General features: G+C 64.2%; 18 protein-coding genes. 8 read left to right on the top strand and 10 right to left on the bottom strand.

Annotated features, from left to right (window positions below):
- Positions 1-5 precede the first annotated feature (5 nt).
- Together IVB48_RS03055 and IVB48_RS03060 are read right to left on the bottom strand one after the other, a co-directional pair.
- A complete protein-coding gene (locus IVB48_RS03055) occupies positions 6-872 on the bottom strand; it encodes a tetratricopeptide repeat protein (RefSeq protein WP_256468865.1) in 867 nt (288 codons plus the stop codon).
- Between the two features lie 388 nt (positions 873-1,260).
- A complete protein-coding gene (locus IVB48_RS03060; RefSeq protein WP_007611067.1) occupies positions 1,261-1,500 on the bottom strand; it encodes a hypothetical protein in 240 nt (79 codons plus the stop codon).
- Positions 1,501-1,830: 330 nt separating this feature from the next.
- On the opposite strand from IVB48_RS03060, the gene IVB48_RS03065 reads away from it, so the two are divergent.
- The 3 genes from IVB48_RS03065 to IVB48_RS03075 all read left to right on the top strand — a co-directional run bounded on the left by IVB48_RS03065 (position 1,831) and on the right by IVB48_RS03075 (position 5,234).
- Positions 1,831-2,739, top strand: coding sequence for a dihydrodipicolinate synthase family protein (locus IVB48_RS03065; protein ID WP_247397320.1), 909 nt, complete (start codon positions 1,831-1,833; stop codon positions 2,737-2,739).
- Between the two features lie 146 nt (positions 2,740-2,885).
- Entirely contained in the window at positions 2,886-3,857 is a 972-nt protein-coding gene (locus IVB48_RS03070) for an SDR family NAD(P)-dependent oxidoreductase (RefSeq protein WP_247397332.1), read from the top strand.
- 264 nt (positions 3,858-4,121) lie between these two features.
- A complete protein-coding gene (locus tag IVB48_RS03075; RefSeq protein WP_247356228.1) occupies positions 4,122-5,234 on the top strand; it encodes an alpha/beta hydrolase in 1,113 nt (370 codons plus the stop codon).
- A gap of 10 nt (positions 5,235-5,244) precedes the next feature.
- Here the strand turns inward: IVB48_RS03075 and IVB48_RS03080 are convergent, their stop codons facing one another.
- Positions 5,245-5,751, bottom strand: a complete 507-nt coding sequence (locus IVB48_RS03080) for a MarR family transcriptional regulator (RefSeq protein ID WP_007603453.1) — start codon at positions 5,749-5,751, stop codon at positions 5,245-5,247.
- A gap of 402 nt (positions 5,752-6,153) precedes the next feature.
- On the opposite strand from IVB48_RS03080, the gene IVB48_RS03085 reads away from it, so the two are divergent.
- Positions 6,154-7,710 carry a porin gene (locus IVB48_RS03085; RefSeq protein ID WP_247289410.1) on the top strand — a complete coding sequence of 519 codons (1,557 nt, stop codon included), beginning with the start codon at positions 6,154-6,156 and terminating at the stop codon, positions 7,708-7,710.
- A 344-nt stretch (positions 7,711-8,054) separates the two neighbouring features.
- Here IVB48_RS03085 and IVB48_RS03090 read toward each other — a convergent pair whose 3' ends face one another.
- From IVB48_RS03090 to IVB48_RS03100, 3 genes are all read right to left on the bottom strand, one after another.
- A complete protein-coding gene (locus IVB48_RS03090; RefSeq protein WP_027567245.1) occupies positions 8,055-8,534 on the bottom strand; it encodes a GcrA family cell cycle regulator in 480 nt (159 codons plus the stop codon).
- A gap of 72 nt (positions 8,535-8,606) precedes the next feature.
- Positions 8,607-8,804 carry a hypothetical protein gene (locus IVB48_RS03095; RefSeq protein WP_007603456.1) on the bottom strand — a complete coding sequence of 66 codons (198 nt, stop codon included), beginning with the start codon at positions 8,802-8,804 and terminating at the stop codon, positions 8,607-8,609.
- A gap of 189 nt (positions 8,805-8,993) precedes the next feature.
- Positions 8,994-9,935, bottom strand: a complete 942-nt coding sequence (locus IVB48_RS03100) for an acetamidase/formamidase family protein (protein WP_247397335.1) — start codon at positions 9,933-9,935, stop codon at positions 8,994-8,996.
- Between the two features lie 183 nt (positions 9,936-10,118).
- On the opposite strand from IVB48_RS03100, the gene IVB48_RS03105 reads away from it, so the two are divergent.
- The 3 genes from IVB48_RS03105 to IVB48_RS03115 are packed head-to-tail and all read left to right on the top strand — an operon-like array spanning position 10,119 to position 12,907.
- Positions 10,119-10,868, top strand: a complete 750-nt coding sequence (locus IVB48_RS03105; protein WP_247397338.1) for a YdcF family protein — start codon at positions 10,119-10,121, stop codon at positions 10,866-10,868.
- 57 nt (positions 10,869-10,925) lie between these two features.
- A complete protein-coding gene (locus IVB48_RS03110) occupies positions 10,926-11,708 on the top strand; it encodes a DUF169 domain-containing protein (RefSeq protein WP_027567242.1) in 783 nt (260 codons plus the stop codon).
- 14 nt (positions 11,709-11,722) lie between these two features.
- The gene (locus IVB48_RS03115) at positions 11,723-12,907 is read left to right on the top strand and encodes a saccharopine dehydrogenase NADP-binding domain-containing protein (protein WP_247397341.1); all 1,185 of its coding nucleotides are present in this window, start codon (positions 11,723-11,725) and stop codon (positions 12,905-12,907) included.
- Positions 12,908-13,033: 126 nt separating this feature from the next.
- Here IVB48_RS03115 and IVB48_RS03120 read toward each other — a convergent pair whose 3' ends face one another.
- Positions 13,034-14,230, bottom strand: a complete 1,197-nt coding sequence (locus IVB48_RS03120; protein WP_247397343.1) for an FAD-dependent monooxygenase — start codon at positions 14,228-14,230, stop codon at positions 13,034-13,036.
- A 146-nt stretch (positions 14,231-14,376) separates the two neighbouring features.
- Between IVB48_RS03120 and IVB48_RS03125 the strand changes: the two genes are divergently transcribed.
- The gene (locus IVB48_RS03125; RefSeq protein WP_247398142.1) at positions 14,377-14,853 is read left to right on the top strand and encodes a MarR family transcriptional regulator; all 477 of its coding nucleotides are present in this window, start codon (positions 14,377-14,379) and stop codon (positions 14,851-14,853) included.
- Here the strand turns inward: IVB48_RS03125 and IVB48_RS03130 are convergent.
- From IVB48_RS03130 to IVB48_RS03140, 3 genes are all read right to left on the bottom strand, one after another.
- Positions 14,822-16,078: an O-antigen ligase family protein gene (locus IVB48_RS03130; RefSeq protein WP_247397354.1), complete on the bottom strand. Its 1,257-nt coding sequence runs from the start codon at positions 16,076-16,078 to the stop codon at positions 14,822-14,824. The genes IVB48_RS03125 and IVB48_RS03130 overlap by 32 nt on opposite strands.
- Positions 16,079-16,163: 85 nt before the next feature.
- Positions 16,164-17,714 (bottom strand): undecaprenyl-phosphate glucose phosphotransferase, encoded by a 1,551-nt coding sequence (locus IVB48_RS03135; RefSeq protein ID WP_247356233.1) that lies wholly within the window; start codon positions 17,712-17,714, stop codon positions 16,164-16,166.
- Between the two features lie 120 nt (positions 17,715-17,834).
- Positions 17,835-18,968 carry a glycosyltransferase family 4 protein gene (locus tag IVB48_RS03140; RefSeq protein ID WP_247397357.1) on the bottom strand — a complete coding sequence of 378 codons (1,134 nt, stop codon included), beginning with the start codon at positions 18,966-18,968 and terminating at the stop codon, positions 17,835-17,837.
- Between the last annotated feature and the right edge of the window lie 10 nt (positions 18,969-18,978).

Genomic DNA, 18,978 nt, shown 5'->3' on the forward strand with positions numbered 1-18,978 from the left:
CCGCATCACGGCACCTCGCCTTGCAGAAACTTCTTGAGCGCGCTTGGGCGGAAGAAGAAGCGGCCGTGCGATGAATGGGCAAGCGTGTAGGCGGCTTGTGCCAGCATTCGCGGGCGGCCTTGTAAGGCCGAACGAAGGCTCGCCTCGCCCGCTTCGCGCTCACCCAACTCGAACAGGCAAGCCGCGAGGTTGGCCCGTGCCATGGCATCGTCAGGGCGCAGCGCCAGCGCGAGCCGGTACATCTCTGCGGCTGCGGCATAATCACCGTCCTGGCGCAGCACGCGTGCAAGTAGGGTCGAGATATCAGGACGCCCAGGCGCGGCCTCGTGGGCCTTCACGAGAATCGCGCGCGCCTCACCGCGCGTATTGCGCTCGAGATACAGGCGCGCAAGATCCAGTTGTAAGTCGATGCTTTCCGGCGCGAGCGCGAGAGCGTTGCCGATCACCGCGATAGACTCATCAAGGCGCCGATCCTTGGCAAGCTGGCCGGCGAGTTCCTGGAACGCCGGCAGGAAAGGCGGGCGACGCGCCGCGGTCCGGCGCAATTGTTCCACGGCTTCCGTGCGACGTCCGGCTTCGCCCAAGGCCGCGCCAAGCAGAGTTTCAATACCCGGATCGCTCGTGCGGCGCGCCGCCTTGTCCAAGGGCAGGATGGCCTCCGCTGCGCGGTTCTGAGCGAGCAAGGCGCGGCCAAGAACCCATGCCGCGACGATATCGTTCCGGCTCGTCTTCAAGACTTCGGCTGCAAGCCGCTCCGCCTCGGCGAAATTCTGCATCCGCAGCGCGAGCGTGGCGCGCTCGCGCAAATCGGCTTGATGAGGTCCGCGGCTGAGGGGAAGAACAGGGCGCTTCAACACCGGGCTCGCAATCAACGACAATCGAGGCGCCAAGTATGGCGTCGGCTCCGGCCTCGGGCAACCGCTATTCGCCTTCGGTTTGGCGCGTTCTTGGCGAAGGCCTCATTGCTTTTTTGTTCGGCCCTAATCTCAATATGCCACACCATCTGCATCTGCATCTGCATCTTGCTCCGCGACCAGCCGCACAATTATGCGCTGATGCCGACGCCGGAAGGGCGGCGCGCGCGTGCGATCATTCTGCGTCCGGTGGCTTAAAACGAAGGTGTGATCGTTGTCACAAAGCGCGCCGCCGCAATGGGGTCTGGCGCTGCCGATGCCCGGACGGAAAGACCAGTCGGCCTCCGGGGCGTTTCCTCGTTTTAGTCTTGGTCCGTCGTCTTGGTATCAGTAGTTTTGCGGGACCCTAGGCGTGGCCCTTGATCTCGTAGTGACCCGGAACGCATTTGTAGCGATCGAGCCGCCAGTTGGCGTGGTAGATCGGATGCTCGCCCATCCATTTCGCCAGGGGGGCCTGTGCGCCGATCGCACACTGCATCATCGACATCTCGGGCGTCATGTTGCTGTCGGTCACGATTTCCTCGATGCAACTGCCTGAGCTGGCTGCACTCAGCCGGCAGAGCACGGCAACGACGGTCACGAACATTCCAGTCACCTCATCGGTAGTTTCTGACCACGAAGAGGATGCAAGCGGAGTGCCAGAGCCTGTGACGCAAACAACACGCTGGCCTGGCCGACTCGACCCAGCGTCCGGACTCCATTTAGCGATTCGGATTGTAAAAAAATTGCCCCTAAACCGAAGCCGGGCAAATACGGGGAACCGGCAGGGCTGAGTCGCAGGGATGATCGATTGTGGGGGCAGCGCCGCGCCGGTGGCGCTTCACAGGCCGCGCGCAGCCGGTAGGCTCGGAGGGACCGTGGCCACCCGCCAAAAGAGCGGGGCCGCCACAAGGGATATGGAAACGCGAGGCAGACCATGAAGGCACGACCGACCGGCGTGATTCCGCCGATGACGACGCCGTTCCGGAAGGATGGCGAGATCGACTACACTCTTGTGGCGCCCCAGGTCGACTGGATGATCGGCGCCGGCGCGCACGGCGTCGCAGCCGGCGGCTCGACCGGCGAGGGGCACACGCTCGATCACGAGGAATATCGCGACCTGATGGAAGCGACGGTCGCTGCGGTGAAGGGACGCATTCCCGTGATCGCCGGCATCATCGTCGATTCCACGCGCGATGCGATCCGCCGCGGCAAGCTGGTGCGTGACATGAATGTCGCCGCGCTCCAGGTCACGCCGGTGCATTACCTGTTCAAGCCGGACGACGAGGCGATGGTGGCGCATTTCCGCGCCATGGCTGATGAGACCGGCATGCCCATCATCATTTACAACGTGGTGCCGTGGTCGTATCTGTCGCCGGCGCTGCTGACGCGGATCATGACCGAGGTGCCGCTGGTGGTCGGCGTCAAGCAGAGCGCGGGCGACCTGAAGCTGTTCGCGGACCTCATGATGATGGCACCGGACAAGCTGATCTACAGCGCGGTCGATGCGCTGATGTATCCATCCTACATATTGGGGGCGCATGGTTCGATCGCCGCGATCCTGACCGCGGCGCCGCATGCCTCCGTCGCGCTGTGGGATGCGGTGAAGGCGGGTGACCATCCGCGCGCGCTCGACCTGCACAAGAAGCTGCTGACGCTGTGGAACGCTGTGATCGCCGACAATCTGCCGGCCTGCACGCGCTATGCGCAGACGCTGCAGGGCCTGCCCAAGACTCATCCGCGCGCGCCGATGCCGGAGGCATCGCCCGTGCAGCAGGCGGCGATCCGCAAGGCGCTGGACGGGCTCGGCGCGTTGAACGGGCGGCGCGTCGAGGCGGCCGAATAGTCCGCGCGCCGAAATTCCTGATGAACATGGCAGCGCCGATCCGCTTTTACCTGCGGATGCGGCGCTGCTACATTTGGTGCGCGCTCCGATACGCGCGGCACTAGCTGTGAAGAAACATACCGACAAGGGGAGGGGCCGAAAGTCCCATGAAGGATTTTGCAGGAAAGATCGCCGTCATCACCGGCGGTGGCACGGGAATGGGACGCGAGCTCGCGCGGCAGCTCCTCGCCGAGGGCTGCAATGTCGCGATGTGCGACGTCTCGGAAGCCGCGATGGCCGAGACCAAGCGGCTGTGCGAGGTCGAGAAGCTGCCGCAGGGCCTGCGCGTCACGACCCATGTCGCCGACGTCTCGATCGAGAATCATCTCAAGCGATTCCGCGACGAGCTTGCCGAGCAGCAGAAGACCGACCGGATCCATCTTCTGTTCAACAACGCCGGCATCGGTGGCGGCGGCGGCCTGTTCACCAACACCCGCGAGCAGTGGGAGCGCACCTTCAACATCTGCTGGGGCGGGGTCTATCTCGGCGTCCGCACCTTCCTGCCGATGCTGGTCGCAGCGGACGAGGCCCACATCGTCAACACCGCGAGCGTCAACGGCTTCTGGGCCTCGATCGGCATGAACCAGTCGCACACCGCCTACAGCTCGGCGAAGTTCGCCGTGAAGGGGTTTACCGAAGCGCTGATCAACGACCTCCGCCTGCACGCGCCGCATGTCAAATGCTCGGTGGTGATGCCCGGCCATATCGGCACATCGATCGTCTCCAATTCGCGCAAGGTGCAGAGCGCCGACGGTTCGGAGCGGCTCAATGCAGACGAGGTCGCGCTGACCCGCAAGCGCATGGTCGCGGCCGGTGTGCCGGATGCCGACAAGATGTCGGATGAGGACATCCAGGCGGTGTTCACCGAGCGCGCCCGCAGCTTCCTCGAGGATGCGCCGACGACGGCGGCGCAGGCCGCCGGGATCATCCTCGACGGGGTCAAGGCGGAGCAATGGCGCATTCTCGTGGGCGAGGATGCAAGGCGCCTTGACGAGCGCGTGCGCGCCACACCGGAGCAGGCCTACGACCGCGGCTTCTACGAAAGTTTTACGCAGGAGGTCGGTTGGCGGCTCGGCTGAAGCGGGCGCCGAGCGCGCGCGGATATAGGTATGATGCTCATCATGGCAAGAGGCGCGCAGGCAATTTCGCGTGCCACCTCTTGCCAGCCTTCTTGCAGGTGTTCGGTCGCTCATGACGAACAGGAATGTCACGCATGCGACACGTCCCTGCGTTCAAGCGATGGTGATCTCCAACGGCTCTCATTCGGCGCACGGCAGCTTGGTCAGGGAACCAAAATAGTTTAGTCAGTCATGTGTAAGGCGATGACCAGAGCGTAGCTCCCGATGATACCCGCATGCCTCTCCGACGACTGGACCCTTTGCCCGGAGCGAGAGGATATCTCCGCTGAGTTCACGCGGCTCCTCACCGCGGCCCAGGAGGGCGGCGCCACGATCGCCGAATGCCTGATGATCGCGCGGCAGCTGAAGCGGGGCGAAGACCAGTCCTGGCATCGCGAGTGGAAGAATCTGGCGCAGGCCAATCGGCTTCGTGCCGAGGCCGCGTTCGCGGAAGGTCACAGGGCGACCGCGCAGCGCAACTGGCTCCGCGCCATGAATTACTACAGCGCGGCCGCGATGCCGCTCGATCAAGCGGACGAGCGCCGCTGGGTCGCGGTCCTCGCGATGCAGGATTGCGCCCGCCGCTTCCTTGCCGCGCGCGATCCGGCCGGCGAAGTCATGACGATACCCTGGCTCGACGGCCATTCGTTGCAGGGCTATTTCCTGCCCGCGCCGTCGGGACGCGTGCGAGCTCCGACCGTGATCTGCATCGGCGAACCCGGCCACCGCAAGGAGGAATTTCTGTTCAAACTCGCGCCCCATGCGCGCGAGCGCGGCTTCTCGCTGCTGGCGCTGGACCTGTTCGGCGACCAGCGCGACGATCATCTCGACGCGCTGTTGCGGCGCCGCGATCTCGAGAGCGCGATTCCGTGCGTGATGGACTATCTGGAGACGTGCAGCGAGGTCGATTTCGCGCGTGTCGCGATCGTCGCCGATGGCTGGGGCTCTTCCTTCGTGGCGCGCGCGGTGTTGCAGGAGCCGCGGCTTGCCGCCGCCGTCTGCGATGGCGGCCTGTGGGACCTGCACGAGCGGGCGTTCTTTGCCAGCCGATTCGCGATGAGCGACGTCAGCATCGTTCCGGTGCCGCATGCGCCGCTGATGGCCTCCAGCGCCGACTGTCCCGTGCTGATCACGCTCGGCGAGGACGGCTGGCTCAAGGCCGATCGGGCGCGTCAGATCGTCCAGACGTCCCGGCTCGGCAGTTCGGATGTCATGTTGAAGGTATTCACCGCGGCCGAAACCGGCGCGGCGCAGGCCCATGCGGACAATCCGAGCCTTGCCAATGAATACATCTTCGATTGGCTCGAATCGCGGCTCGGCGCCGCGGGGCGCATCTGAGGAGGTCGCCTCAGAAGTCGAGGGTCAGGCGGACGCAGGCCTTTTCGAGACGGGTCTTCAGCATTGCGAGTTTGGTGGTGAATTCCGTCAGCTCTTTCTCGTCGAACTCCTGGAAGACGAATTCCTTGATCGTCTTGTACTGCTCGTTGAGGCTCGCCAGGTGCTTCTGCGTCTTCTCGGTCAGGGACAGCCGGACCACCCTTGCGTCGGTCGGCGACGGGCGACGGCGCAACAGGCCCTTCTTCTCGAGCAGCTTGGACTGGGTGGTGACGAACGACGGATCGACGTGGAGGAGTTTCGAGACGACGTTGACCGGAATGCCGTCGTCCTTGTCGAGGTCGGAGATCGCCATCAGGATCAGCCATTGCGGGCCGCTGATGCCGAGCGTTCTCGCCCAGAACTGACGCAGCTCCTCCAGATACATGTTGATCGACGATATCTCCCAGGTGAAGCGCCTGATGATATCCAGATTGCCGATGGAGCGGAGGCGCGCCCCTTCTTTCCTCGTCGCTGACACAGCGTCACTCCCGTGATCTGATTTGTATGCGGCCGGTGTCGTGCAAGCCATAGTCCACGCAAGCCTGCTCTGACGCAAGTGCAGAGCAGGGTAATTTTGTCAGTAAAACTACAAAGATGATCAGCTCACGGAATCGCTCAGCAATGGTGTTGCGAACGGGGCACAGGTTTAGCGAAACCACAAAGCTTACCAAATAAGGTATTTTGATTAGTGAACGGCGCAGGCATATTGCTTGTGACGGTGGGGGTACTCGATCGTCCCGTTGCAGGTGGTTTGCTCACGTCCCTCGCATCGAAAGAGGGTGTGTCCGAAGCGCAAAGCGGCCGAGCGGATTTGAAAGACGGGGATCTGGGGGGCCTCACGGTCCGGTCTTCGTAACATGAGCAACTTGGAGGTTTTAATATGAAAGTGGTGAAGAGCCTTTTGCTCGGCACGGCGGCGGGTCTGATCGCCGTCGGTGGAGCTCAGGCGGCTGATCTTCCGGTCAAGGCCAAGGCGGTCGAGTACGTGAAGGTCTGCTCGCTCTACGGTGCGGGTTTCTATTACATCCCGGGCAGCGACACCTGCATCAAGCTGGGCGGCTATCTGCGTGCCGAAGTGGCGCTCAATGCCGGCGGCAATTACAGCGCCCAGTACAACAACGTTTTCGCGGCCAACAACCGCCTGACGAACTATTATTCGATGCGCGCTCGTGAAGATCTCAACATCGACACGCGCACCGCAACCGAGTACGGCGTTGTCCGCACCTATTTCGATGCGGTCTTCACCTGGACGACCGGCAATTATGTCGGTGCCGGCTCAGGAACGGGTGCCACCCAGTACAGCAGCACGCTCGGCCTCAATGCCGCGGGCACTGGCCTGATCGGGTCCAGCGGCGGCGCCATCAACGGCACCGACGGCGGCATTTCGGGCGGCGCGCTCGGCGTCTACTACGCATTCATCCAGTTCGCTGGCTTCACCATGGGTAAGGCCGTGTCGCAGTTCGACGCGCCCTGGATCAATTATCCCGGCAACAACTTCGACCAGCTCGTGGGCGGCAGCGGCACCACCAACGGTGTTGCCCAGTTCACCTACACCGCCGATCTCGGCCAGGGCGTGACGGCGATCGTCTCGGCCCAGGACCAGACGCAGGTGTTCCAGACCGCGCTCTGGAATACGGCCGGCATGTCCACCACCGGCGTCCTCGGCGGTGCCTACGGCTCCAACGATCTCGGCGGCACCCGCGCCCCCGATCTCGTCGGCACGCTCCGCGTTGACCAGGCCTGGGGCCTGTTCCAGGCCTCGGTCGCCGCGCACGACAACCACGTCGGCTATTACGGCGCCAGCGAAACTACCGGTCATCCTGAAGACAAGTGGGGCTGGGCGGTCCAGCTGGCTCTGTCAATCAAGAACATCCCGACCGGTGCCGGCGACCTGATCAACATCTCGGGCGTCTACACCGACGGCGCAAGCCGGTACAACTTCCAGGAGCTGGCGGCGACGAACTACTCAATGTTCGGCGGGTCGGGCGGCGCGTATCAGAGCATCGGCTTCGCCGGCGTGTCTGACGCGGTGTTCGCACCCGGCAGCGGCCTCGAGCTGACCAAGACCTACGGCTTCCGCGGTGCCTACACCCACAACTGGAGCCCGTACTGGAACTCGGCGCTCTATGGTGCGTGGGCTGCCGTTAATTACAGCGGCACGGCCAAGGGCATGATCTGCGGCAGCGCCGCGTTCGCGACCCTGACCGGCACCTGCAACCCGGACTTCAACATCGGCCAGATCGGTGTCATCACCCGCTGGACTCCGGTCAAGAACCTGACCTTCTCGGCTGACTTCACCTACAGCCACCTTGACCAGAAGTACTCGGGCGTGATCACGACGCCGGCGCTCACGAGCGTTGCCAAGCCTGCCGCAACCTATGAGCTGAAGGACCAGGACACCTACAGCCTGCTCGTTCGCGCCCAGCGCAACTGGTAAGCCTTGATCTTCGGACTTGGTCTTCGGACTGGGTCTTCGGATATGACGCAGCCCCGGCGGGACACCGCCGGGGCTTTTTACGAGCGCGGCCTTTTGCGAGATGGGCTTTCGGAAAATCCGGCGGCCCGTGCGGGCGACGAAGACGAGCCATGCGATTCGGTCGGCCCAAATTTTATTTACTTACCTGAGTTACTAAGCTATATAGTTCTCAGCCGATGACGAAAGTTGCGGCTCTGACTTGATGCTAAACCTCCAGAAACCTCCGGCAATGCCCTGCCGGAGGTTTTTCGTTTTGGTCCATGGCTCCAGGACTTGGCTCCAGGACTTGGCTCTAAGACTTGGCTCTAGCCGCGCATGACGCGCGCGCGGGAATTCGGCCGGTAGGCGAGGCGGCTGTGGCCGGCGCAATAGGACTGGCCGTCGGGTGCGGAGTTGCCGCAGAAGCAGAAATCGTCGGCGCCGGGCGTCGAGATCGGCCAGCGGCAGCGGTTCTCGGCAAGCTCCAGCAGCGAGCAGCGATTGGCGTCGTCGATCGGACCGGCGACCATCGGCACACCGGTTTCCCCATAGATCGTGGCGAGCATCTCGTATTGCAGCCGCGGGACGGTCCGCGGCGCGCGCGCCGGCGCCAGGCCCCTGTCGTGAACCTTGCGATCGTCGACGGTCCGGCCGCGCGTCAGATTGAGGCGGGACAGCTTGCCGATCACGGCATTGCGACTGACGCCGATGTCGGCGGCGATCTCGCGGCAGGAGAGGCCAGCCTCGAAATGCTGCTTCAAAAGTTCAATTCGTTCGTCGGTCCAGGTGGGTGAGAGAACAGGCATTGATGCGGTCCCAGGTTGCAGATGTCGGCCATCCGCCTCTCGAGATCCGTCCGCCTCACGTTCGGCGCGCGCTCACGTTCTGCCATTGTCGCGAATCGACAAAAGCCCGTCCTTGATGGCGAGACGGATGCCTTCCTCGATCAAGGTACGTGCGACGCCGGGAACGCTGGTGCCGTGGGTGCCCTGTCTCACCAGCTTCTCCAGATAGGTGATGGTCGAGAGCGCCAAGGTTACGGGAATGCGGTCAGTCTCGGCTTTTTCGGTGGCCATGCCTAAACGCTAGCCTCATACGCGGGTACATAAAAGTTACGATTAAGACTCTATTTAGGTTTGCCAGCGGAAGTCAAATGCAGGCTGCGACGCTCGGTCAGCTCGTTGGAATCGCGAGGGAAATCAGGCATGGCAGGACACGCCGCGCGAGAAGGCAGGCGGCGAGAGGTCAGGAGAGGGCGGGTCGGCTCAGCCGTGCACGATCGCCTTTTCGATCATGCAATGGATGCCCTTGGAGCCGTTGACGGTCTGGGTCACCCGCAGATCGGCCGCCAGGCTGCACAGCGTATAGGCGTCCTCGCGGGACAAATTGCGCCTCTCGCCCAGCAGCACGATCATGTCGCGCAACGCCCGCACCACGCACTGGTGGAGGTCGGGGTCCATCGCCATGGTCATGTAATGCGTCGCCGTCTCGCCACGGGGATAATCGAGCCTGAGGTCCTTGCGCAGCGTCAGACGGAAGCGGCCCTGGAGTGCGGTCTCGATCGCGGTGACGCAGACCTCGCCGTCGCCCTGCACGCCGTGGCCGTCACCGCAGGAGAACAGCGCGCCCGGGACGAACACGGGCAGGTACAGCGTCGCACCAGCGCCAAGCTCCTTGTTGTCGAGATTGCCGCCCATGGCGCGAGGAACGAGCGAGGAGATGCGGCCCCAGGCCGGAGGCGGCGAAACGCCCATCACGCCGAAGAACGGCTTGAGCGGCAGGTCGAGCCCCCACGGCATGCGGGCGACCATCCGCGACCGGTCGAGCGGGATGTTCAGGATGCGCGTCTCGTGGAAATCGTCGGGCAGGGTGCCGGACAGCGGCTTGATCATGTTCCAGCCCCAATCCTGCCGGAGCTGGACGTCGAGGATCTCGACCGCGAGCACGTCGCCGGGCTCGGCCCCCTCGACCGCGATCGGGCCGGTGAGGATGTGGCCAGGCAGCATGCGCTCGTTTTCGGCGTGAACCTTGTGCATCTCGGGTGGAATGTGAAACTTGCTGGGGTCGGGCAGCATGTCCGGACCGCCGCTGATGGTGTCGACCGTGACCTCGTCGCCGCTCGCGATGGTGAGGACGGGCTTGAGCGTGGCTTCGAAGAAGCCCCAATGACAGGTCTCGGGGCTGGAATGCAGGTGGTGATGCGTCATGTGGTATCCGTCCATTTCACAGGCCCGGGCTTGACCAGGCAATCGATCCTCTTCCAAGAAGCTTTCTGAAGATCGACGGGCGGGTCAAGCCCGCGCGCACCAGGCACGATCATTCCAGCGAGGCTCCCCCTGCTTTTTGTCCTGTCCAAGACCCTCGGCGCCGCGGTGCTGCCGATCAACTTCATGATCGAGCTTGGGATCGTCTCGGTCGTGCTAATGGCGACGCGCTTTGCCGCATTCGGCCGCAAGCTCGCCGCGGCCACGCTGATCCTACTGGCGCTCGCCGCGTTTTCGCCGCTCGGCAACCTTTTGCTCTATCCGCTGGAGTCGCGTTTGCCGCCGTGGGATCCGTCGCGCGGCGCGCCCGACGGCATCATCGTGCTCGGCGGCTCGATCGACACCGATCTTTCGGCGGCGCACCGCACGCCGGTCGTCGCGCACGCGGCCGATCGCCTGTTTGCGCCGGCCGAGCTCGCGCGCCGCTATCCGAACACGCGCGTTATTTTCACCGGGGGCACCGCGAACCTGGTTTCGACGGACGCCCGGGAGGCCGACTACTCCGCGCCGATCCTGGAGAATTTGGGCATCGCGAAGCAGCGCCTGATGCTCGAGCGGGACTCTCGCAACACCTACGAGAATGCCATCTTCACCAAACAATTGGTGGCGCCCAAGCCGGGCGAGCGCTGGCTCCTGGTCACGTCGGCCTTTCACATGCCGCGTTCGATGGGGATCTTTCGCAAGGCGGGATTTGACGTCGAAGCCTATCCCGTGGACTGGCGAATGGGCGGGCGTGACGATCTCTTCTCTTTCACCAATGTCGGCACGGACGGGCTCGGCCGAACCGAGGTCGCCGTGCGGGAATGGATCGGGCTCGTCGCCTACCGCCTGATGGGCCGGACTGACGAGTTGCTCCCGGGACCGGCGAAGGACTAGAACCGTTCGAGAAGCAATAACAGCGCCGGTGCGCGAACGCCCGGCCGGGAGGACATCATGCAACAGCAGAGTGCAGACAGCATCGATCTTGCCGGCCTCGTCGCCGATCTCAACAGCCTGCTGCGGCTGAAGACCACGGTGATCGGCATGAAGCTGTTCGCGCGGACCGCGGACATGGAGGCAATCCCGAAAATCCGGCGGCCAAACGCGGTCCACACCACCGACCAGATCGTCAGCATGGCGGCGCGTCTGGGCTGGACCGTCGGCATCACCGCCGACGATCTCGTCGGCGCACAGTGCCGCGCGGTGATCGGCCTTGCACCGCAGGACGAGAAATGGCTCGCCGGCGAAAACTATGTCGGGGTCTGGCACGGCACGGCCGAGGACGCACGCAAGCGCCAGGAGGCGCTGGATGTGGTTCCGTTCGGGCAATATCAGGCGCTCGCAGTCAGCCCGCTGTCGAGCGGCCGGCTCGATCCGCCGGACATCTGTCTCGTCTATGCGACGCCGGGGCAGATGATCATCCTGATCAACGGGCTGCAATATACCGGCTACAAGAAGTTCGAATGGGGCGTGGTCGGCGAGACCGCTTGCGCCGATTCCTGGGGCAGGGCGCTCAAGAGCGGTGAGCCCAGCCTGTCCTTGCCATGCTATGCCGAACGGCGCTATGGCGGCGTGCCGGACGAGGAGATGCTGATGGCCCTGAAGCCGGAACATCTCGCCAAGGCGGTTGTGGGCATGAAGGCGCTGGCGAAGAACGGCCTGCGTTATCCGATCCCGCCCTATGGTATTCAAAGCGATGTCCGTGCCGGCATGGGCGTGAGCTACGCGAAGAAGTAAAGTAAAGGCCGACCATGAGCTCTGCGAAGTTTGACATCGTCGTCTATGGCGCGACCGGTTTTACCGGCCAGCTCGTCGCCGAATACCTGACCCAGCGTTACAAGAGCGACCATTCGCTCAAATGGGCGATGGCAGGCCGCAGCCTCGGCAAGCTGAAATCGGTGCGCGATGCGATCGGCGCACCCGGGAATACGGAGCTTATTGTCGCGGATGCGTCGGACCCGGCCTCGCTGAAGGCGATGGCGGAACGGACGATGTCGGTGATCACCACCGTCGGTCCGTATCAGCTCTATGGTGAGGAACTGCTCGCCGCCTGCGTCGCCACCGGCACGGATTATTTCGATCTCTGCGGCGAGCCGATCTGGATGCGCCAGATGATCGACAAGTACGAGGCGGCCGCGAAAGAGAGCGGCGCGCGGATCGTGTTTTCGTGCGGCTACGATTCCGTGCCGTTCGAGCTGGGCACGTTCTTCGTCCAGGAAGAGGCCAAACGTGTCTTCGGCGCGCCGGCCCCGCGGGTGAAAGGGCGTGTGCGCGACATGCGGGGCACGCTCTCGGGCGGCACTGCCGCGAGCGCGAAGGCGACCTTCGATGCGGTGGCCAAGGATCTCAGCCTTGTCGCCATTCTCAACGATCATTTTGCGCTGACGCCCGGCTTCACCGGCCCGAAGCAGCCGAAAGGCAACAGGCTGGCCTTCGAGGAGGATCTGCAATCTTGGGCGGCGCCGTTCACGATGGCGCTGATCAACACGCGCAACGTTCACCGCTCCAACATGCTGATGGGATTCCCCTACGGCCAGGACTTCGTCTACGACGAGATGGTCCTGACCGGTCCCGGCGAAAAGGGCGAGGCCAACGCCAAGCTCGTGATGGCTGCCAATGCGGGCAAGACCGGCCCCGACGCACCGAAGCCGGGCGAGGGGCCGTCGAAGGAAGAGCGCGAAAACGGTCTGTTCGATCTGCTCTATATCGCGATCGCACCCGATGGCCGCATGGTTCGCGCCGGTGTCACCGGCGACCGCGATCCCGGCTACGGCTCGACCTCGAAGATGATCTCCGAATGCGCCATCTGCATGCTGCGTGACACGACCGACGTCGCAGCCGGCTTCTGGACGCCGGGCGCGGCGATGCAGCACAAGCTGATCAAGCGGCTGGTCGAGAACGCGGGGCTGACGTTCGAGGTCGAAGCCCCGGCCTAGCTTCCGTAGGGTGGGCAAAGCGAAGCGTGCCCACCACGTCTATCGCGATTGCGGAGAGATGGTGGGTACGGCGCTTTGTGCCTTTGCCCATCCTACGGCCCTTCGCGCGCATGACAGCGTTCGCCACTACACGGCCCGCGCGTCGTAGGCGTACATGAAATCCATGCCTTTCGCGCCCAGTGGCAGCAGCCATTTCATCATCTGATTGCGGATCCACGCGCCGGTGGCGCTGAACTCGCGCTTGCTGTTGCCGTTGCGGCGGGCCATGGCGACAATTTTTTCCGTGCGCGGGCGCCGTTCGGCCTCGAAGGCCTGGAAGGTGGCGCCGAGCTCCTGGCCTTGCTGCATCAACCGGGCGAGGCGCATCGCATCCTCCAGCGCAAGCGAGGCGCCCTGGCCGGCATGGGGGCTGGTCGCATGGGCGGCATCGCCGATCAGCAGCGAGCGCTTGCGCGACCAGGTCGGCAGGGTGGCGACGTCGAGCGTGTCGGTGACCACGATGTTCTCGGCTGCCTCGATGATGCCAGGAATCGGATGGTGCCAGCCGCGGTGGAAGCCGCGCAGGTGCTGCTTCAGCGTTGCACGGTCGAGCGCGCGAAACATCGCCGCGTCCATGCCGTGCGCCGGCTGCGTGCTCCACCACATCACGCCGTCGTTCGGGTCGGGACTGCAATAGCCGTAGCCGAAGAAGCCGCTTTGCCCGAACGTGGTCTCGACGTGCCGGCCGATCGGCCGGCCGTCGAGGACGGCGTGCGGCACGAAGCCGCCGAAGCCGATCAGTCCGGTGTCGAACGGTTGCGGCCCGTCCGGCACCACCTGGCGCCGCGTCACCGAGTGCACGCCGTCGGCGCCAATCAGGAAATCGCCTTCGGCCGTGGTGCCGTCGGCGAAGTAGGCGATGATCGGCTGGTCGCCGCGATCCTCGATCTTGATCAGGCGCTTCTCGAAAAAGAGTGAAACGCACGCGCACCAGGCCTTGTCGATCAGCATTTCGTTCAGCGTGGCGCGGCAGACATTGACCGCGGGCTGGCCGAAACGCCGCGCCATGTCGCGATTGATCGAGCCGAGCCTCTTCCCGCCTTGCGAATAGAAGTCGAACGATTCCGCGACCGAGCCGCGGCTGATCAGCTCGTTCGAAAGGCCGATCTCGTCCATGACCTGCATGCCGTTCGGTGCGATCTGAAGGCCGCCGCCGATGCCTTTCGAATAGGGCCAGGCCTCGTAGATCGCGGACTCGATGCCGGCGCGGCGCAGCAGGATCGCCGTCACGGGGCCGGCGATGCCGGCGCCGATGATGAGGGCCTTTCGGGGACGATAGGACATGGCTTGCTCCCGACGTTTCGGCGGTGCTATGAGAATTACGGTTGCTAAATCTCTTAGTTACTAAGATATCTACCCACTAAGATACGAGGTCTGCCTTGTCAAGGACGAAGGCGCGCGCCGCGCTGCTGCAGGAGCTCGAGGAGGCGATGCGCAGGTCGTCCGCGCAGGGCGTGCTTTATGGCCAGACCGTTGCGAACGTTGCCGGAATTGCCAATTCCGACCTCGAATGCATGGACCTCCTGTATCTCGAAGGCCGTGTCACCGCCGGCCGGCTCGCCGAAGTCACGGGGCTCACGACCGGCGCCATCACCGGCGTGGTCGACCGGCTCGAAAAGGCGGGCCTGGTGCGTCGTGAGCGCGACGATGCCGATCGTCGCAAGGTCTTCATTGTCGTCGTGCCGGAGGCGATAGAAAGGCTCGGCCAGTTCTACGTGCCGATGCAGCAGGCGATGGAGAAGGTTTTTGGCGGCTATTCCGACCAGGAATTGCGCCTGCTGCTGCGCTTCGCCAATGAGGGCTACAAGGGCGTGCTCGCGGCGACCGCGGCGCTGAAGGGCCCGCTCGACACGCCGCCGGAGAAACGCCCCGATCTCAAGCTGAAGAAGCTTCGTCGCCAGCCCTAGCCTTGTAGATCTGCGCAGCCGCGATCATGCCCCACATCGCGCCCAGCATCATCCAGAAGTGCCGCCAGTGGTCGGTGTCGATCACGAAGCTTTCGCCGACGGTGCCGACGAAGGCGGAGAACACCGCCAGATAAGCGCGCTGCCACGGCACCGGCACGAAGATGTGCCTGATACCCATGATGACGGTCGTGAAGACCAGCGCGGGATAGCAGATGCCGGACAGCCAGCCGCCGGACATGAAGGCGTTGAGATAGGAGTTGTGGGTGTCCTCGGGGAAGAAGCGGTGGAATTGCAGAGGGCCGATGCCGAACGGCAGGTCGAGCGCCATCTCCGCTCCCAGAATGTGCCGGCCGAACCGGCCGAACCTGCCTTCGTCATAGCTCTGGTCGAAGCTCGCGCGCTGCTTGAACATCTCGGCGGTGGAATCGAACGACATCAACACCGCGATCAGTGCAAGGCCCAGCACCGCGGCCAGGATCGCCATGACGATGATACGCGAGCGTTGCGCGTTGGTGCGGCTGGTCAGCACCATCAGCGCCAGCATGAAGGCGGATGTCAGCACCAGCCCACCCCAGGCGGCGCGGGAGAACGCGAGCAGGATCGCCAGCGACATGATGCCGAAGGCGATGACGTTGCGAAACGCCTTGCCGAACTTGTCGGAGACGACGCTCTGCAGGGAGAACAGTGCCGGCAGGATCAGGAAGGCGCCGAGCACGTTCGGGTCCTTGAAGGTGCCGCGCGCGCGTCCGTACAGTGTGAGGAGGTCGTCGCCGCCGGGAACCAGGTGGAAGTAGCCGGCGACCGCCAATAGCGAGGCGACCATCGCGCCGACCACGAGCCCGCGGCGGAGCATGTCGAGCCGGGCCGCGGTGTCCTCCGACGTGACCATGGCGAAGAACACGACTGTCACCGCCATGTACCAGGAGGTCGCAATCCAGCTGACCACCTCCGACTGTTCGAACAGCGGGATTGCGCTGATCGTGTAGCCGATATTGAGCAGGACCAGCATCAGCACCAGTGGCATCAAAGCGAGCCGCAGACGCAGGCCGGTAGCGAAGAAGGTGACGGTGGCCAGCAGCGTCACGATCTCGTAGGGGCTCGGCTCGATGAAGACGATCGCGCCGGAGGCGCCGACCAGCCATACCAGCGCGCGCTGGAGGGCCAGCACGCCGGGCGCAGCGCGAGCCGCTGCATTCATCTCCCCGGCTGTTGCCGCATACGCCATCACACGCTCATACGTTTACGCAACTCATACGCCGACAAACACCGCTAGGTGCCCGCCTTCGCGGTGCACGACGGAAGACCACAACTCAATACGCGTTTTCGTTCTTGGTCAGCAGCGAGATCGGCGTCTTCAGCAGAATCACGAGATCGAACAGCACCGACCAGTTCTCGATGTAATAGAGGTCAAATTCGACGCGTTTCTGGATCTTCTCTTCGTTGTCGATCTCGCCGCGCCAGCCGTTGATCTGGGCCCAGCCGGTGATGCCGGGCTTGACCCGGTGGCGGGCGAAATAGCCGTCGACGGCTTCGTCGAACAGGCGGCTCTGCAGCTTGCCCTGCACCGCATGCGGACGCGGGCCGACCAAAGAGAGATCGCCGGAGAAGACCACGTTGAAGAGCTGCGGCAGCTCGTCGAGGCTGGTCTTGCGGATGAAGCGGCCGACCCGGGTGACGCGCGAGTCGTTCTTGGTCACGACCTTCGAGGCCGTCGGATCAGCCTGATGATGATACATCGAGCGGAACTTGTAGACGTCGATGCGCTCGTTGTTGAAGCCGAAGCGCTTTTGGCGGAATAGCACGGGGCCGGGGCTGTCGAGCTTCACTGCCAGCGCCACCAATCCCATCACCGGCAAGGCCACGAGCAGCGCGAGGGTGCCGACGACGCGGTCGAACAGCCATTTCATCACCAGGTCCCAGTCGGTGATCGGCGCCTCGAACACGTCCAGCGTGGGCACCTCGCCGATATAGGAATAGGAGCGGGGGCGGAAGCGCAGCTTGTTGGTGTGCGCGGAGAGGCGGATGTCCACCGGCAGCACCCAAAGCTTCTTCAGCATCTCCAGGATGCGCGTCTCGGCGGAGATCGGCAGAGCAAACAGCACGAGATCGACGCGGGTGCGGCGGGCGAACTCGACGATGTCGTCGACCTTGCCGAGCTTGCGCGCGCCGGCACAGGTGTCGAGCGCGCGGCTGTCGTTGCGGTCGTCGAACACGCCGAGCACGTGGATGTCGGAATCCTCCTGCGCTTTCAGCGCCTCGACCAATTGTTCGCCGTTGCGGTCGGAGCCGACGATGATGGTGCGGCGGTCGAGCCGGCCCTCGCGCCCCCAGGCGCGCACCAGCGAGCGCAGCACCAGACGCTCGCAGAGCAGCGCGGCGAGCCCGAGGACGTAAAAGGCGGCAAGCCACAGCCGCGATATTTCGCTGCCGAACTTGGCGAAAAAGGAGATGCCGATGAACAGCAGGAAGACGAACGACCAGGACGAGATCATCCGCGTCATCTGCCGGAGCTGGCCGCGGAACAGCTGCACCTGATAGATGTCGGCAGCCTGGAAGCAGACCACGGCGGAAACCGCGACGGCGATGACCTGCGCGGGATAGATCCAGCTGAAGGAGCCGGCGTGCGGCATGACATAGCCGAGATAGAGGACGATGCCGACGAGGCTCAGCAGCGCGAAATCGGCGAGGCGTACGAAGCCGGTGATCACGATCGGTGAATAGGCGCGGGCGACTTTCTGGTTAACGACGTCGAGCGCGGCGGGCGAGAGCCGTTGACGCCGCTCCACAAAGGGCCGGTCAGCCGGCTTCGCCGCGGCGCTGGTCGCGGCATCGAGCATCGAGCGTGCGTTGAGCGGTTCCACGGGCGTCCACGTCCATTCCAAAAACCCGCGGGGCCGCGTCCTTGCGCCCCGGGCGAGCATCCCCTGGCGCTTGGATTATCGGACAAATCGGAAGATTCTCTAAAGCGGTCTTAAGGATGGTTAATGATTGGCAAATGCGTTGCGATAGCCCGCGAGCACGCCGTCGACCATCGCCTGCTGGGAGAAATGCGCGGAGATGCGCTCGCGAAGAGACGAGGCGCGCTGCGCTGTTCCCTGCGGATTGTCGAGCGCGGCCGCAATCGCTTCCGCCATGGCCTCCGCGTTGCTCGGCGCAAACAGCGCCGGGTTCTCCGCGCCGAAAATCTCGGGGATGCCGCCGATCTTGGACGCGATCATCGGAATGCCGGCGGCGCCGGCCTCGATCACGACATAGGGCATGGAATCGCCACGCGACGGGACGACCAGCAGCCGCCCCTTGGAGAAGCCGTAGCGTGCCTTGACGTGACCGATGAAGCGGATGGCACCGGAGAGGCCAAGCCTCTCGACTTGCGCTTTCAGCGCCGCGGTCTCCTCGCCGTCGCCGCCGAGCGTCAGTGTGACCTTCTTGCCGCCCTCGTGCAGGCGCGCCACCGCGTCGACCAGCAGATCGGCGCCCTTGATGTGCCTGAACTCACCGACATAAGCGAGGTCGGTGGCGTCGTCGGCCATGACGACAGGTTCGAATTCCTCCGGCGTCACGCCGTTGAAGACGCAATGCACGACGCCCTTCGGCTTGCCGACGATGCGCTGATAGGTGTCGCGGGCAAACGCGCTTTCGAACAGGAACAGGTCGGTCGCGTCCATCAGCGCACGCTCGAGCCGCGCGTAAAATTCGCCCTTGAGGGTGTTGAGGGGATAATGCAACGAGCCACCATGCGGGGTGTAGATGCGGATGGTGTCGTCGGATCGCCGCCGCATGCGGATGAAAGCGCCGGCCTTGGCGCCGTGGCCGTGCATCACGTCGGGCTTGAGCGTGGCGATCAGGCGCCGCAAGCGGAACCAGACCAGGACATCGTCGGGCGAGGGTTCGCGGCGGATCGCCATCCGGTGCACGCCAAGCTTCAGCCGCGGTGCTAGCTCGGCAAGGGCCTTGTCGGCGCGCTCACCGCCGGTGAGGCTGTCGGCGAGGAGGCCGACATGATGGCCACGATCGACCTGGCCGTTGGCCACGTCGAGGATGTGGCGGAAGATGCCGCCGACCGGAGCGCGCACGGCGTGCAGGATGCGAAGCGGCTGGTCGGGAGAGGGGGGCATGATCAAAACC

It is taken from the genome of Bradyrhizobium sp. 76 (assembly GCF_023073025.1).
In the GTDB taxonomy this organism is placed as follows: domain Bacteria; phylum Pseudomonadota; class Alphaproteobacteria; order Rhizobiales; family Xanthobacteraceae; genus Bradyrhizobium.